Below are 12,551 nucleotides of genomic sequence, written 5' to 3' on the forward strand. Positions count from 1 at the left end.
AGAATTTCCGTGTGGTCATCGGATCCCTGAACGTAGAGCGCACTCTGATATGTCGGCTTTCCCTTCCTGATCGTGTCGCAGACGTTCATCGCAGCGAAATAGGAAGACAGGTCGAGCTGACCCATCGTCTTGCCTTCGCCGATCAGAGTTCGCCCTGAAATCACTCCGCGCAGGCCAAGCTGATAGTTGAGGCGCTGCACAGCCGTGTTTTTGGAGAATTCCCAAGTTGCCGGGTTGTCGAGCCGATGAGGACCTGATCCACCGGCGACAGTGCTATCCTTGCGCGGATCGTAGAGACGAAGGCCACGGAGAATGAAACTGAACTCAGGCGCGCCCTTCTCGAACTTGTCCGCATTGTATTCCCTGTCGACGACGACGTAGCAGAGGCCGGCGCAGACACTCGACGCCTTCCAATTGCGACCAAGCGCATTCGTTACGCTGACAAGCTTGGTATCAACACCCTGCCCTGGTCGCCCGTCGTAAAAGCGGATCGTAATCTTGTCGTCGAAGCCGTCGACACCGAAGCAAGCCGCCTCGTTGCCGGTGATCGGCTTCGGCACGAGCGTCTTCTTCTCACCGTAGAAATAGATGCCTTCCAGCCCATCGCACCAACCATTCGACAGCACATAGATGTCACTGTTGAACTTGTTGCCCTTGCCGTACTTTGCATAGAAAATCCGGTGTCCCTTGGTCATACCGGTGCCAAACATGGCTCCAACAGGCACATCGGCGCCGTACTGGATTTCTCCTTGGACAGCCGAGTATTTCCGCTCTTTAGGACGGTTCAGATAACTGAACGCCAACTTCGCACCAAATGCCAGAGCTCCAGCAATGAGCGTCGTCGCCAGAGCAGAGCCAGCAAAAAGCGCAGCGCTGATTGCACCGGCAATGGCAGTAAAAATTGGCATGAATGCTTATCCTGCGCGAAACGCCGCGATGCAGTCGCTGAGGCTATGGAAGGACTGGCCCTGATCGGTCTTGGTAACGAAGCGCGAGCCGAGGCAAATGCCGACATGCTCATGTGAGCCAAGCTGAAGGATAACGATGTCGCCTAGACGGGCAGCGGCGGGCGCACACGGCTGAGCAATCGTTTCAAAGAACGTAACGAGTGATTTATGCCCGCGCTTGCGCAGTGCCTTCTGTGCGCCAAGGATTGTACGGTAATCCTTAGAATAGGTTTTGCGGTGTTCTGACCCGGCAAGAGCATCGATCATGGCAATACCAAGGAAGAAGCAATCGGCAATGCCATACTCATATGGTTTTGCCATCTCCGCACTCAGCGTAGCCGCAACAATCTCAAATCTGGTCATGGGTTCTTACCTTTGGCCCCATTCAACGGGCTGGCTGCCGGTCACGGACGCGTATTCAAGACAGGTATCGGTGAGCGCATTGTCGAACTGCTGCTCTTCCTGCGACCGCTTGACCTGAGTGGATCCACGCGCCGAACGCCCGGGCGGCTGCAGATCGATTGACAACGTCAAGTTGCGCTCACCGCCTTGGGCGATCGCGCTCTTGTTGAACTTCACCTTGTCGATTTCGTAGATGCTCGACGCAAGCACACCCAAGACTTGATCCGTTGCCGGATCACCGCAGATATGAGCGATGATCACTGGAGCATTGAGGTAGTTGAACTCTTCGATCTTCGCGATGGCGTCATTCACGTCGGCCGTCGGGATATTCGAAAATGTGATTGTCCGCGTCGTCACAGCCACGCCGAGAGCGCTATTCATGGAACCCGCCGACAAATACCGGTTCGGTAGGTATGTGAGACCGTTATAGGTGAATGGACGCCCTCCCCGGTGATATCCGACCGTCCGCCCGGGCAGATCGAAACGGATCAAATCGAGGCGGCGGATCTGGCCGGCGTCGACGGCGGCCTGAACTGCAGGATCAAGGACTGTGCTCATGAGAAGAACACCTCAGTTGCCGAAAAGCTTGGTTCCCTGCTCGCCCATGACTTCGGCCCCTGCCAACTGCCGGGGTCAATCTGCATCGTGCAGGACGGCTTCTCGAAATGAACCGTGCAAGGCAACGTGAACGTCTGAAGGTCGAGCGCGTATTTGATCGGGAATGTGCAATTGCCAGACGGATTGGCCGTTGCGGCCGCCGTGATCAAATGCAGTGACCGTACTGTTGGTGACTTGCGGATCTCCACATAGTCACCGGGCGAGAGCTGAAAGCCGGCAGGCAGGCCGCTTACCGTTATCAGAAGCGCGTTGATTATCGTCTGAAGGACCGCATCACCGTTGAATGCGCCGCCACCGGCCTTCGTGCCAGAAAGCGGCTTGCCCGTATCCATCAGGACGGGGCGAGGACGCATTGCATCATAGGCGGCAAAGACTTCGCCGTCGTCGCCCGCTTGCATCATGAAGGCACGCAGCAAGCCTTGCTCAACATTTGAAAGCGCGCCAAGCCGGTAACTCGCCGTCCAGTATGGTGTACCGAACGTCTGGGATTCTGTCTTTCGCCCCTCCATACGATTGGTATCGCGCGGCCGGACAACCCTGAAATCGCATTCAACGTTCTTGGTGGTCGGGAAGGAAATCAACGTCACCATCAATAACTCTCCCCGCCGTTCGCATAGCGGTTTTGCTTGGCTTGATCGTATTCGGAGATGCCCCGATTTACCGCCTCGTCGGCGGCGTTCCGCACAAGCGCTTCAATTTCTCGATCACCCTTGGCACCGGTGAGATCAACCTTCATGTTGACCTCGACTTTCCCAGGCTGATTGCTGTTGGCAGCGCCGCCGCCGGCCGAGACGCCAAGTCGGCCAGAACTATCCCTTTTCAGTGGCATGATTGCCTCGTCACCGGCTTCGCCGAGAACTCCAGTGCGGCCGCCCGACATTGGAAAGAGAGTTGGATTGCCATAGATGCCACCCTTTGCGAAGGGGATGACGTTGCCACCTGAAAACGCGCCACCGTTGGCAAACAGTCCACCACCGCCCATGGATGGAGCCGGCGGAAAATAGTTCGATCCCATTCCAGAACCGCCACCGATACCAAACAAGGAACCAAGCAGACTGCCTCCTCCAGATGACCCACCAAACGCGTTCTGGAAAAGCTGATTGAGCGCCATATCAATCAATTTCTGTGAAATCTTGTCGAGCACGCTGATCGCTGCATCACCAAGTGCTTCAAAGAAGCTCTTCCCGCTCTCCAGACCTTGCGTGAAGGTGCTAACGAAATCGCCTGCGAGCGATCTCGCTTCTTTCACCTGCTCATTGAACCTTATTGCCGCCGCAGCTTCCGAATTAAAATCGATAGGGAGGCCTGCTCCCTTGAGCGTCGACGCAATTGTCTGGTCGATAGGAGACCGGAACATCTGTTGGCGCTCAAACATGAGTTCAGCCATCAGGGTCGCCTTGGCGGCCGCTGTAGCGTTCTTTTCGTAAGCGGCCACCTGTTCGAGTAGCGTATTTGTCTGATCTTCGGTGATTGTCCGGCCCTTGGCTTGGCTCTTCTGAAGTAATTCAAGGCGGAACCTGAGTGTGTCTTGGGCGATGCCGGTGAGACCAGCTGTGTCCGCTTCAAGTTTACTCTGCTCCACTCGATCTTTTGCCGACTTGAGCAATCGGTCGTAGGCCTGCTTGGCGGACTCTATTTCCCGAGCGGCCTTTGCGGCGCCAGTATCCTTCGGCAGTTCGAACGATTCCAAGTTTGGTTTGTCGCCTGGGATAGGCGTGTTCGCCATTTTTTCGTTCTGCTCAATTCGCGCGATAGCGGCACGGTACCGGTCATCCAACAGCGTAACCGCTGCCTCTGTGTTCGCGCCTTTGCCGGACAGGCCGTCATTGTATTCCTTCAACGCTTTCGCACGTTCATCGAGCGAAGCTATGCCAATGCTGTCTAGCCCGCGAAGAGCTTTAGTCAGAGCATCTACTTGTGCGATTTGAGCCTGAGCAATGCCGCCGATTGCACCTATCGCCAGATTGGCGGCCCGAGCATTACCGTCTGCTGTTTCGTATGCTCCGCCCAGTCGAATTAACTTGTCGCCCAACTTCAAAAGTCCGGATGGGTCCGTAGATACAGTTTGGAGGATACTCCGATTGAATGCTGCGAAATCCGGCTGTCCATCGGCCGCCTCTTTGCGCAAGCGCTTAATAGCATCTTCAAACGGTTTGAACTTTGTCGCTACGCCATCATATGACGCGCCCCCTGTAACGAACCCACTGAGAAGCACCTCATTAGAAAATGCTTTCGAGGCATTTTGTGCGGCCTTCTGCAATGCCACCGCTGTTTGTCTTGCATTTGCAGTGAGAACAGCCTCAGATTCCAATGCGTAGCGCTTCATTGCATCGGTAGCTCCGGGCCACCGATCTTCGATAGTTTTAATCAAGTCAGCGTGGTCTTTGAGCGCCTGTTCGGTGGTTGTGATCTTCTCTTTCAGAGTTGAAAAGTATGCGATCGCACCAGTGGTCAGCGTTGCAATAGCAGCAGAAGCCAGATTGGCTGGATTGATGATACTGACAAGCCCACCGATCAGATCACGCCCGATGCTCGACCCGATACCATTAAACCCGCCTTGAATGTTCATCGCTTTTTGGACGCGCCCAGATACGCTTTCTGTGTCTTCGGCGGCCCGACGAAGCTTTTGAGAAATAGCACCCGCGCCCTGGCCAATCTTGTCAAAGGCCTTGTCGGTCGCCGCTCCCATCTTCTGCGCGGACTTTTCGGCTGTCTCTGCAGATTTGGAAAGTTTGTCCAAATCAACGGCGGCGCGCACCACAGGGTTGCTATCAACAGCCAAACCTAATTGGGCAACAGTCATCGGAGTTGATCCTTTCGATTCAGCGATATATCGTCCCGATCCAATATTGGTCGGGGGAAACATGGATAAATTTTTGAAATTGCTCGTTATTGCAGCTTCCACCGCAGCAATTGCGGCAGGCGCTTACCGACTACTTATTGAGATGGGAATTGCCGGGTCTGACACTTCTGCCGTGACTGAAGCACAATGTGCCGAACATGACGGCTATAGGAACCAGCGGGACAATGGGGGCAACACAACCAAACTGCCGAACCAAATTCTAACGGACGCTATACTTCGAACCTGTGAGCGCCAGGGCATCAAGCTCTCAAAGCCTGCGCCCCAAGCATTGGCTAAATGAAAGTAAGGCGTTGGTTCTAGAACAGCGCATCGAAGAGTTCCACTGGCATTGGTCTCGTTGATAAGACGCACTATCCTGCCTGAGCGAGGGAAATCAAAATGAAGCGTTTGCCATGTGCCACCTTAGCATTAATTGCTTTGGCGGGCTGCACAACTGGCCAAAGCCAACCAGCCAAACTTTCTATGGCTGAGCTTGATGGTGTAAGATCAGTTGTGAATAGTCATGCAGGGCGTTCGCTCGAGAGACTTAAGTCTGACCAAACGCTGAGAACACCCAATTCGAAACGGCCAAATACCACCGATGAATTGGTGGTTATCGTGAAGTTCCGATTGAGCCGGGGCGGTTACGTGGAGGGTACGCCAACGGTAATAGCTCGGGGAGGCACTCAAGAATCGCGAGAGCGAGGGAAGAGGTCGGCGCTCAATGCAGTATTCCGCTCTCAGCCATTTAGCCTGCCACCCCAAAAGTATAGTGGTGGTTGGGACAACGTAGAGTTGACGTTCCACCCCGAAGGTCGTTGATTGCCCTTATTCAAAACAACGCGTCGAACAGCTCCACGGACATTGGCCTTGACGAAACCACGTCCTTGCTCTCGTCATCAGATGCGTTGAGCAGGATCATCTTCTCTACGTCCATCGCGCTCAACGCACGCAATTCCCATGTTGCCGGTGTTTCGCCGTGCAGCCGTGCCCAGGCGTCAATCTCAAGATGACTGATCGGCATATAGGCATAGCCGTTATGGAAGCGCTTGCGGTCGATATAGGCGAACCAATCCCAAACGTGCTGACCGGCGGCAGGAACGCGTGGCCGCCGATCAGCGTGGTTGTCACGAATGGCTTTTCGGAGCGCTCTTACGAGCGCTTCATAAAACCCGTGCGCTTGCCAGCCTTCCGCTCGATTTGTTCGCGGATGAACGGAAAACGGGTGAAGAGACGAATGGCATTCTCTTCCGAGTAAGGGAGATCGGAACCATCGAGGACAATTGGCGACCAGGAGATGACGCTTGCCGCAAGGATTTTGAGGGTGTTGACCTCAATGTCTTCAGCGGTCGCCGTAGAAAGGTCTTCATTGTTGATGCGTTCGTTGGTGAGCGCCTTCATCACTTTGCGCTGGCGCTCGCTATCGGGCCCGGCAACCCGGATCGAAACCCCGATGGGCTGGCCGGACGGATCCTTGATCTCAATATCGATTCCGGCTTCCTGCGCTTCCTTGAGGCCGTCGAATGCGGAGAGATCATTGATCTTCTGTGTCTTGGTAGTCATGTACGCTCTCCTTACGTGGCCGAGGCCGCGACTTTCACGATGTTGGTGTTGATTTCGACCGTGGAATTGAGGCTCTGCACGGTATTTGCTGCGCCGCCTGCTTCCTGAGCGGAGGTGACAAGGCCCATGAAATACCGCAGCGAGTTCTTTGGTGCGGCGCCGACGGCCGGCTTGTCATTGAGCTCGATCTTGAACGGATAGTTCTGGTCCGTCTTTTCAGCAGCGATAAGTGCGATCTGACCGGGATCACTGGCCAATACTGCAAAGACGTTCTGCATCTGGCCAGCGTTGCGCGTGCCTTTCTGTTTCACGTCCCGCTTGCGGTCGATAAGCTGGGTGGTGATGAGCGCGGCCGCATCGCCGAATGCACCCATCTGGGTCCAGTCTTTGATTTCAACCCATGTGGTTGCAGTGAAGTCGGCAGCGACAACGTCGACATCGGGAAGGTCCACCGCGGCACCGATATAGATTCGGCATCCGGCGACCGGGTACAGATTGGCCATGGTGGCCTCCTTTGCTTTGAATATCCTTGCCGAAGGGATGGGAACGGCTTTGCCTCAGAGGTAGGCAACCCAGTCGATTGAAACTGGTATCTGAATGCGATCGGTGTCCTGCATTGGACGTTCAATGCTTGGCCGCTTGTCGATGCGAACGAGACCGGCAGCGGTTTGCAGTTGCGTGTCCTCCGCGAAGTGACTGGCGATCTGGCCCGCTACATCATTTGGCTTTACGGTTCCCTGCCCGGCCGGGAACACGACCGTCACCTGCAGGATGCCTTGGTATCGGTTTGGCGAACCTGGGGTGATGCAAATACGCTGGGTGCCGTTGGGTATGTAGTAGACCTTGAGATAAGCCGTTGCGGGAGGATTGAACTGGATATCCGGGTAGGCAATCGGCAGCGCTGGCGACAGCGCCAGCAATGACAAGTGAGCAAGCAGGGCCTCGGGGATCATTCCCTCAATCGTTGTAGCGGCCATCATGAATTCCTTGCTGCAACGCGTGCTTTGGCCAGTTCTTCGGCCTGCTGGACGATCTGAGGCCAGCGCTGCGCCGCCGTGCGCACGAACGCATAAGCGGGTTGGCTGTATGTGCGGCCGAGGCTGTCTGTGCCCTCAAATCCGTATTCAAGGCGGAGCGAGTAGGCCATTCCATAGGAGGCCATGATCGTGTCGCCGAGTTCGGCCCCGGCGATTGATGCGTCAACCACGCCCATTGCGAATGGTCTGGCTGGTGTGGTTGGAGCCTTGCGGATCGCGTCCTGGGGCGGCGTGTTGATACCAACCTGTAACGAGGCAATATGATGCCCCAAATCGATGCGGTTCAGGCCGCCTTGATTGGTTGTCTTCTGCATTTCTTCAATGACCATACTCGCCGAAGTGCGGAACACAGCGATGAGACGATTGTTCGTCTCTTGCACCCATTCGGACACCTGAGACGCAAAGGAAACGTTTGAGACGGCCATCAATCCAAGTCCGCAAGGAAGTCGATCTTGATGCTCATACGGCACCGGCAGTTGACGATTTCAGAGGCTGGCGCGCTCGGATCACCGGGGAACTGAAGCAAGGGACCGTTCGGGGATTGGAACGGTGTTCTGAAACCAACAGTCTGTCCATCCATGCCCTGGTGCGTGTCACGGACCCGGCTGTCACCGGCAGTGTGCCAGACACGCTGCACGACGCTTTCGGCGACCGCGCCAGTGTCGATCAATTGGCGATAGGCTTCCATCTGGCTTTCGTTGAATGCGCCCATAGTCTCGGTACGGGCAATCGTTTCGCCGCGGAGGAGCAAAAGCCGGTTCGCATATTGTTGGGTTGTCATGCGGTCAACGGTTTCGACTGGAATCGCCTTGCCAGTCGAGATCGCCTTGCGCACCGTTGCATCAAAGCGTTTGTCGCGACGATTGCGCGTCAGATAGTGCTTCAACAGATCCGGATCGTTCGAAAGAAGCTCGCCGCGTGCCGTTGCAACATATTTCGCCTGTGTGGATGTCAGGCCGATGATGCCGCCCTCACGGACGCCTGTCGCCCGGTTGAGGCGGCCAGCAATATCGAGCGCTATGGCCCGCGGTCCACGCCCGGCTTCCAGCCCTTCGGTCAAGTAGGCACGAATACCTACTCGCTGATCGGCGATGATGTCGTTGATCAGACCAGTGCTATGATCGCGAAGCCAAGCCTCGGCGCGATAGTTGCGGGTGTCGAAACGAACAACCAGTTTCGCGCCGTCGGGCTCTTTGATCATGGGCATCGAAGAAACGGCCGATACGCCCCCACCCTCATATGCCTGGGCAATAGCTTTATCCAATGGCCGGAATGCTGTCGGCTCCATGTGTAGCATGTCGAAGGCGCCGGCGATGTCGTTTCGCTCCAGGCGCTCGACGATCCGTCTGATCTGGATGTTCGACTTGATGTCGGCAATGCTCTCCATGAAGGCATTTCGGAGCAGCGGTTCGAAGTCGGCGATCAATTGCTCGAACTTCTCGCGGGCTGAAAGGCGCTTGAGCATGTGCGCTCCTAGATCAAATGGATTAATCGACTTGCTTCATGGCCCATGATCTTATCTCGCCATTTGGGGGACTTATCATGAAGAAGAACTTGGCTTGGCCTTCATTGACAATATGCGCAATTGTTTCGGGGTGCTCCACACCGCAGCAAGTAGCAAGGCCGAGCGATATCACGCTCGACAATGCGATTACTCAAGTTGCCGACAGCCTCAACAAAATTCAGATCAGGACAGCGAATCGACAAAAAATCGGGCTGATAGTCGATGAAGCCACGGTCACGTTCAATATTGCCGCATCTTCGACAAATAAATCTACGGTGAGCGCTGATTTGAGTGCAGCCCCCCTCGTTGGAGGCAAGGCGGGTCTCTCAATTTCCAATGAACTAACCAATCAAGGAAATCGAGGAAACACCATCACGGTAGTATTCAAAAACATGGGCACTGCTGATTACACCAAGGGTGGACCGGGAATGATTGAGTACTGTCGACATCATCCCCAAATTGCCGAGTGCATAAAGATTATGAGCCGCCCAAATCTTCCCACTGGCTAAAGGTCAGCTGAGCATGAATTACGCCCGCACCTGAACTTCAAAATACACATTAACACCCGCAGGATTAAGCGGCACGACGCGAATGATGGTATGGGAAGCTCCCCCGATCATCAGCTTGTCTGTGGTCGTAGGAACGATGGATAAACCCTTGGCAGCAATGTAGACTTTTTTGTCCGTCGCCTTGATCAGAGTGCCGTCGATATCCTTGTTGTCGAACTTTAGAACGGCCATGGTGCATGCATACGGCGTCGGCGTCGGCTCGCCAGGATCCCAGATGGGGCCAGATCCGGGAACGTCACGAATGATCGAGCCATGCTGACCGAACTTTTCGAGAAGTCGCAACGCGGTGTTCCGAGCGCGAGCATAGTTGAATGTGTTCATGCCACTATCCTTGGATCGGGATCATTCCAGACATTCGCGCGTTGAATGCGTAGGGAACATTCAAATCAAAGGAGAAGCGCTATGCATGCAGCAAATCTGCAAATTGAAGGGCTCTGTTTGGCTATCGCGTAAATCAACCGCCTGCTGGTTTCGAAGGGTATCGTCTCCCAAGAAGAATTAGACGTTGCGTTCGACAAGGCAGAAGCGACTGCGCGGAGCGACAACAGATTCACCGAAAACATGTCTCCATCCAACCGGGATGCAGTGTGTTTTCCCATCAGAGTCTTGCAAATCGCCAACGACACAGGCGCCGAGACGCCGTGGTCTTTCTCCGAACTTGCAAAACTGGTCGGGGAATCGAAAGAACCTTATAACGACCAGCGTTAGGCTCGGTACGCCTGCCCTACCAGGGCATTTCCGGCACCCGTGCGCAGTAGATTGCCGATCAGATCACGCACGATCAGAAGAACAGGCCGCGCACCGTCGGCCGATGTGTTTGCATTGAGGTATTCCGTTTCGAGATCACCAACCTTCTCGCGCTTGACCTGCTCGGAAGCGACGAAATCCGGCGACATCGAGCCGGGAGCGATCATCTCGCGAAGCGCAACCTCTGCCGTCGCGTATTTGATCTCGATGGGAATTTCGTTCGGACCAATCGCCCAATTCTCGCGATCAACGGCGCCGTAGCGCGGCCAAGCGAGCGCTTGCGGGCGGCCTTTGAGCTTGTATCCCTGCCATTGGTAGGAAACGGACAGAAACGCAGTGGCGCGGACAATGGCCGCTTCCTTCAGCGCATTGTCCCCTACCCACGCTGCATTACCCAGTGTGGAGTGATAAGCGTCGACGCTGGCGACATCCCAGAAGGCATTCGCATCGGTTGCACCGGTGCCGGTTTCAACAATGAACATGGATCACCTCTGGGAAGTCGCGAGCGGCAATGTATGGATTATGGATTGGTTGCGAGCTCTTCGAGCGCAGCGACAATCTCATCCTTCTTGGATGGCGTCTTGTCGCCGAGAAGTTTGGCGGCAGCAGACTTGAACGACAAGAACTGAACAGATGGATCAGTCGCCATTGCGAGCACTTCAAGCGCCGCCTTGTCGACGGTATCGTTCGATGCAGCAGGCTTCTTAGCTTTGCCGTCGAGCAGTTCATGAAAATCGGGATCGAAATCCACTTCGTTGATGATGACGTATTCACCCTGATCGTGTGACCATGGCTTTACCTGAATGGTTGCGTTCGACATTGCGAACTCCAGTGTTGTGAGAAGTGGAACCGGGGCCGAAGCCCCGGCGATTGATCAGGATCAGCCGAGCAGAGCAGTCATGTGTTCCGGCTTGACGGCCTTGACACCCCAGGCAAGGGACACTTCGTACTGCATCTGGCGGTACTGCGGGTACATCGCCACTTCGAAGGTCAGGCCGGATTCGGGATCGGTGACCAGAGTACGGTCACGAGCCAGATCGCCCTGATCTGGAAGTGCCGGCGCGCGCGTTGCCAACGCGATTGCCGAACGGGCAAAGGCGAGACTCCGGGCCGACGCGGCAGCGATGGTAATGGCCGCTGCAGCGGACGGGAGAGATTTGCGAAGACCTGGAGCAACAAGGGTGATCGTGCCGCCGTTGGAAACATCGGTGTCACCCGATGCGACGAGGTACTTGTTCGGATCACCGGCGAAGGTAATCACATCACCCTGAATAACCGCACCGGTACCGGCAGAAGCAAGCGTGATGACAGTTGCGCCGACGGCATAGCCGGTGGCGTTTGTGGTTGCAGCGGCACCCGTTCCAGCAGTGGCCGTCTTCACCTGACCGGATTCACGGATTGCGAACCCATGAACGTCGAGCAGCACACCGCGGCGCAGAAGCGAGGTATCAGCCGCTTCGTTCGCCTTGGATAGCTGCGTCAGTGTCCGCATGTTCGCGCCGGCAGAGGTGTCGATAACCATCTGCAGGTCACTGAGAGGAGCGCCGTTGTCCGACAGGATCTTGCGGCTCTGTGCGGTGTCGGCAAGGTTCGTCGCAAACGGCGTTGTGCCGGGAGTGCCGTATGCTCGAGAAGCATTGACATGAAGCGCGGCAAGGTCGCCTTCCACTTCATTGACGAGCGTGCGCATTGCCTGGGCGAACTGGTCACGCAGGATCACGTTGTAGCTGGCGCCGTTGTTGTCGAGTGCAAGCTTCTGCTCGCCATTCCAGCGAACCGGAACACGGCGGGCCTTGGTGATCGTCATCGACACATTGCCGATGGTCTGATCGCCGTCATCGGGTGGGATAACGCCGGGAACAACGTCGGTGGCAACAGCGGCCGGCGCGACGGGAGACATGACAGTCTGGCCGACAGCGGCGCGTTCGAACGTCATATCCGAAGAGACTGCCGGAATGAAGCCGACGAGTTCGCGGGAAACGACATCAAGTGCGTTGTAGAGGGTCGGGAAAAGACCCGTAATAGTGTTTGCCATGGTGATAGCCCTTTCGTGGCGTGGATTGGCGATGTTTTGGGGTTGGTTGGGCTATCCAGCCCGGAACACCGCCACCTATCCGGGTCGCGGCAGATTGGTCAGGCTCACTCGGTAACGGTGAAGCCCTCTTTCATTTTGGAAGCGCGGCCCGAAGGATCGAGCGCTGTTGATTTGCATTGAGAGCTGACCCGGGATTGCGGGAAAATATCACTGAGAATTGACCCATGTTTCAATCATCCCCTGTGGTTTCAGCGGGGGCACTGGAGTGATCGACATGGCGTTACTGA

17 protein-coding genes and 1 pseudogene are annotated in these 12,551 nt (G+C 55.7%); 3 read left to right on the top strand and 15 right to left on the bottom strand.

Annotated elements, in window-relative coordinates; all coding sequences use genetic code 11:
• The 5 genes and pseudogenes from J1W56_RS25505 to J1W56_RS25525 all read right to left on the bottom strand — a co-directional run.
• Nucleotides 1-908: pseudogene (locus J1W56_RS25505) on the bottom strand (phage tail protein); the annotation flags it as partial.
• A gap of 6 nt (nucleotides 909-914) precedes the next feature.
• Complete coding sequence (locus J1W56_RS25510; RefSeq protein WP_223616093.1) at nucleotides 915-1,310, bottom strand: DUF6950 family protein; 396 nt, start codon at nucleotides 1,308-1,310, stop codon at nucleotides 915-917.
• A gap of 6 nt (nucleotides 1,311-1,316) precedes the next feature.
• On the bottom strand, nucleotides 1,317-1,907 hold the full coding sequence (locus J1W56_RS25515; protein ID WP_223616094.1) for a DUF2163 domain-containing protein: 591 nt from the start codon (nucleotides 1,905-1,907) through the stop codon (nucleotides 1,317-1,319).
• Nucleotides 1,904-2,557 carry a hypothetical protein gene (locus J1W56_RS25520; RefSeq protein WP_223616095.1) on the bottom strand — a complete coding sequence of 218 codons (654 nt, stop codon included), beginning with the start codon at nucleotides 2,555-2,557 and terminating at the stop codon, nucleotides 1,904-1,906. Before J1W56_RS25520 ends, J1W56_RS25515 begins: the two co-directional genes overlap by 4 nt.
• Nucleotides 2,557-4,770 (bottom strand): phage tail tape measure protein, encoded by a 2,214-nt coding sequence (locus J1W56_RS25525; RefSeq protein ID WP_223616096.1) that lies wholly within the window; start codon nucleotides 4,768-4,770, stop codon nucleotides 2,557-2,559. Before J1W56_RS25525 ends, J1W56_RS25520 begins: the two co-directional genes overlap by 1 nt.
• A gap of 61 nt (nucleotides 4,771-4,831) precedes the next feature.
• On the opposite strand from J1W56_RS25525, the gene J1W56_RS25530 reads away from it, so the two are divergent.
• Nucleotides 4,832-5,110, top strand: coding sequence for a hypothetical protein (locus J1W56_RS25530; RefSeq protein WP_223616097.1), 279 nt, complete (start codon nucleotides 4,832-4,834; stop codon nucleotides 5,108-5,110).
• A gap of 531 nt (nucleotides 5,111-5,641) precedes the next feature.
• Here the strand turns inward: J1W56_RS25530 and J1W56_RS26200 are convergent.
• From J1W56_RS26200 to J1W56_RS25560, 6 genes are read right to left on the bottom strand one after another with little or no spacing between them, the layout of a single operon-like run.
• Complete coding sequence (locus J1W56_RS26200) at nucleotides 5,642-5,944, bottom strand: phage tail assembly chaperone (RefSeq protein ID WP_450091438.1); 303 nt, start codon at nucleotides 5,942-5,944, stop codon at nucleotides 5,642-5,644.
• Between the two features lie 17 nt (nucleotides 5,945-5,961).
• Entirely contained in the window at nucleotides 5,962-6,372 is a 411-nt protein-coding gene (locus tag J1W56_RS25540; protein WP_223616099.1) for a hypothetical protein, read from the bottom strand.
• A gap of 11 nt (nucleotides 6,373-6,383) precedes the next feature.
• Nucleotides 6,384-6,875 (bottom strand): hypothetical protein, encoded by a 492-nt coding sequence (locus J1W56_RS25545; protein ID WP_223616100.1) that lies wholly within the window; start codon nucleotides 6,873-6,875, stop codon nucleotides 6,384-6,386.
• Between the two features lie 54 nt (nucleotides 6,876-6,929).
• Complete coding sequence (locus J1W56_RS25550) at nucleotides 6,930-7,349, bottom strand: phage tail terminator-like protein (RefSeq protein ID WP_223616101.1); 420 nt, start codon at nucleotides 7,347-7,349, stop codon at nucleotides 6,930-6,932.
• Nucleotides 7,349-7,834, bottom strand: coding sequence for an HK97 gp10 family phage protein (locus J1W56_RS25555; RefSeq protein WP_223616102.1), 486 nt, complete (start codon nucleotides 7,832-7,834; stop codon nucleotides 7,349-7,351). The genes J1W56_RS25550 and J1W56_RS25555 overlap by 1 nt, the downstream gene beginning before the upstream one ends.
• On the bottom strand, nucleotides 7,834-8,874 hold the full coding sequence (locus tag J1W56_RS25560; RefSeq protein WP_223616103.1) for a phage minor head protein: 1,041 nt from the start codon (nucleotides 8,872-8,874) through the stop codon (nucleotides 7,834-7,836). The genes J1W56_RS25555 and J1W56_RS25560 overlap by 1 nt, the downstream gene beginning before the upstream one ends.
• Before the next feature lie 77 nt (nucleotides 8,875-8,951).
• On the opposite strand from J1W56_RS25560, the gene J1W56_RS25565 reads away from it, so the two are divergent.
• Complete coding sequence (locus J1W56_RS25565) at nucleotides 8,952-9,422, top strand: hypothetical protein (protein ID WP_223616104.1); 471 nt, start codon at nucleotides 8,952-8,954, stop codon at nucleotides 9,420-9,422.
• A gap of 18 nt (nucleotides 9,423-9,440) precedes the next feature.
• Here J1W56_RS25565 and J1W56_RS25570 read toward each other — a convergent pair whose 3' ends face one another.
• Nucleotides 9,441-9,803, bottom strand: coding sequence for a hypothetical protein (locus J1W56_RS25570; protein ID WP_223616105.1), 363 nt, complete (start codon nucleotides 9,801-9,803; stop codon nucleotides 9,441-9,443).
• Between the two features lie 132 nt (nucleotides 9,804-9,935).
• On the opposite strand from J1W56_RS25570, the gene J1W56_RS25575 reads away from it, so the two are divergent.
• Complete coding sequence (locus J1W56_RS25575; RefSeq protein WP_223616109.1) at nucleotides 9,936-10,190, top strand: hypothetical protein; 255 nt, start codon at nucleotides 9,936-9,938, stop codon at nucleotides 10,188-10,190.
• Here the strand turns inward: J1W56_RS25575 and J1W56_RS25580 are convergent.
• The 3 genes from J1W56_RS25580 to J1W56_RS25590 are packed head-to-tail and all read right to left on the bottom strand — an operon-like array spanning nucleotide 10,187 to nucleotide 12,264.
• Nucleotides 10,187-10,711 carry a DnaT-like ssDNA-binding protein gene (locus J1W56_RS25580; RefSeq protein ID WP_223616106.1) on the bottom strand — a complete coding sequence of 175 codons (525 nt, stop codon included), beginning with the start codon at nucleotides 10,709-10,711 and terminating at the stop codon, nucleotides 10,187-10,189. The genes J1W56_RS25575 and J1W56_RS25580 overlap by 4 nt on opposite strands.
• Before the next feature lie 38 nt (nucleotides 10,712-10,749).
• Nucleotides 10,750-11,049 carry a hypothetical protein gene (locus tag J1W56_RS25585; RefSeq protein ID WP_223616107.1) on the bottom strand — a complete coding sequence of 100 codons (300 nt, stop codon included), beginning with the start codon at nucleotides 11,047-11,049 and terminating at the stop codon, nucleotides 10,750-10,752.
• A 60-nt stretch (nucleotides 11,050-11,109) separates the two neighbouring features.
• Nucleotides 11,110-12,264, bottom strand: a complete 1,155-nt coding sequence (locus tag J1W56_RS25590; protein ID WP_223616108.1) for a hypothetical protein — start codon at nucleotides 12,262-12,264, stop codon at nucleotides 11,110-11,112.
• Between the last annotated feature and the right edge of the window lie 287 nt (nucleotides 12,265-12,551).

The sequence above is a fragment of the Phyllobacterium calauticae genome (assembly GCF_019991125.1).
Lineage (GTDB): Bacteria > Pseudomonadota > Alphaproteobacteria > Rhizobiales > Rhizobiaceae > Phyllobacterium > Phyllobacterium calauticae.

Excerpts from the sequence above, each read along its gene's own strand:
- J1W56_RS25580 (WP_223616106.1), bottom strand. The coding sequence starts at position 10,711 with ATGTTCATTGTTGAAACCGGCACCGGTGCAACCGATGCGAATGCCTTC.
- J1W56_RS25530 (WP_223616097.1), top strand. The coding sequence starts at position 4,832 with ATGGATAAATTTTTGAAATTGCTCGTTATTGCAGCTTCCACCGCAGCA.
- J1W56_RS25525 (WP_223616096.1), bottom strand. The coding sequence starts at position 4,770 with ATGACTGTTGCCCAATTAGGTTTGGCTGTTGATAGCAACCCTGTGGTG.
- J1W56_RS25565 (WP_223616104.1), top strand. The coding sequence starts at position 8,952 with ATGAAGAAGAACTTGGCTTGGCCTTCATTGACAATATGCGCAATTGTT.
- J1W56_RS25520 (WP_223616095.1), bottom strand. The coding sequence starts at position 2,557 with ATGGTGACGTTGATTTCCTTCCCGACCACCAAGAACGTTGAATGCGAT.
- J1W56_RS25510 (WP_223616093.1), bottom strand. The coding sequence starts at position 1,310 with ATGACCAGATTTGAGATTGTTGCGGCTACGCTGAGTGCGGAGATGGCA.
- J1W56_RS25560 (WP_223616103.1), bottom strand. The coding sequence starts at position 8,874 with ATGCTCAAGCGCCTTTCAGCCCGCGAGAAGTTCGAGCAATTGATCGCC.
- J1W56_RS25585 (WP_223616107.1), bottom strand. The coding sequence starts at position 11,049 with ATGTCGAACGCAACCATTCAGGTAAAGCCATGGTCACACGATCAGGGT.
- J1W56_RS25515 (WP_223616094.1), bottom strand. The coding sequence starts at position 1,907 with ATGAGCACAGTCCTTGATCCTGCAGTTCAGGCCGCCGTCGACGCCGGC.
- J1W56_RS25545 (WP_223616100.1), bottom strand. The coding sequence starts at position 6,875 with ATGGCCAATCTGTACCCGGTCGCCGGATGCCGAATCTATATCGGTGCC.
- J1W56_RS25570 (WP_223616105.1), bottom strand. The coding sequence starts at position 9,803 with ATGAACACATTCAACTATGCTCGCGCTCGGAACACCGCGTTGCGACTT.
- J1W56_RS25550 (WP_223616101.1), bottom strand. The coding sequence starts at position 7,349 with ATGGCCGCTACAACGATTGAGGGAATGATCCCCGAGGCCCTGCTTGCT.
- J1W56_RS25590 (WP_223616108.1), bottom strand. The coding sequence starts at position 12,264 with ATGGCAAACACTATTACGGGTCTTTTCCCGACCCTCTACAACGCACTT.
- J1W56_RS25555 (WP_223616102.1), bottom strand. The coding sequence starts at position 7,834 with ATGGCCGTCTCAAACGTTTCCTTTGCGTCTCAGGTGTCCGAATGGGTG.
- J1W56_RS25540 (WP_223616099.1), bottom strand. The coding sequence starts at position 6,372 with ATGACTACCAAGACACAGAAGATCAATGATCTCTCCGCATTCGACGGC.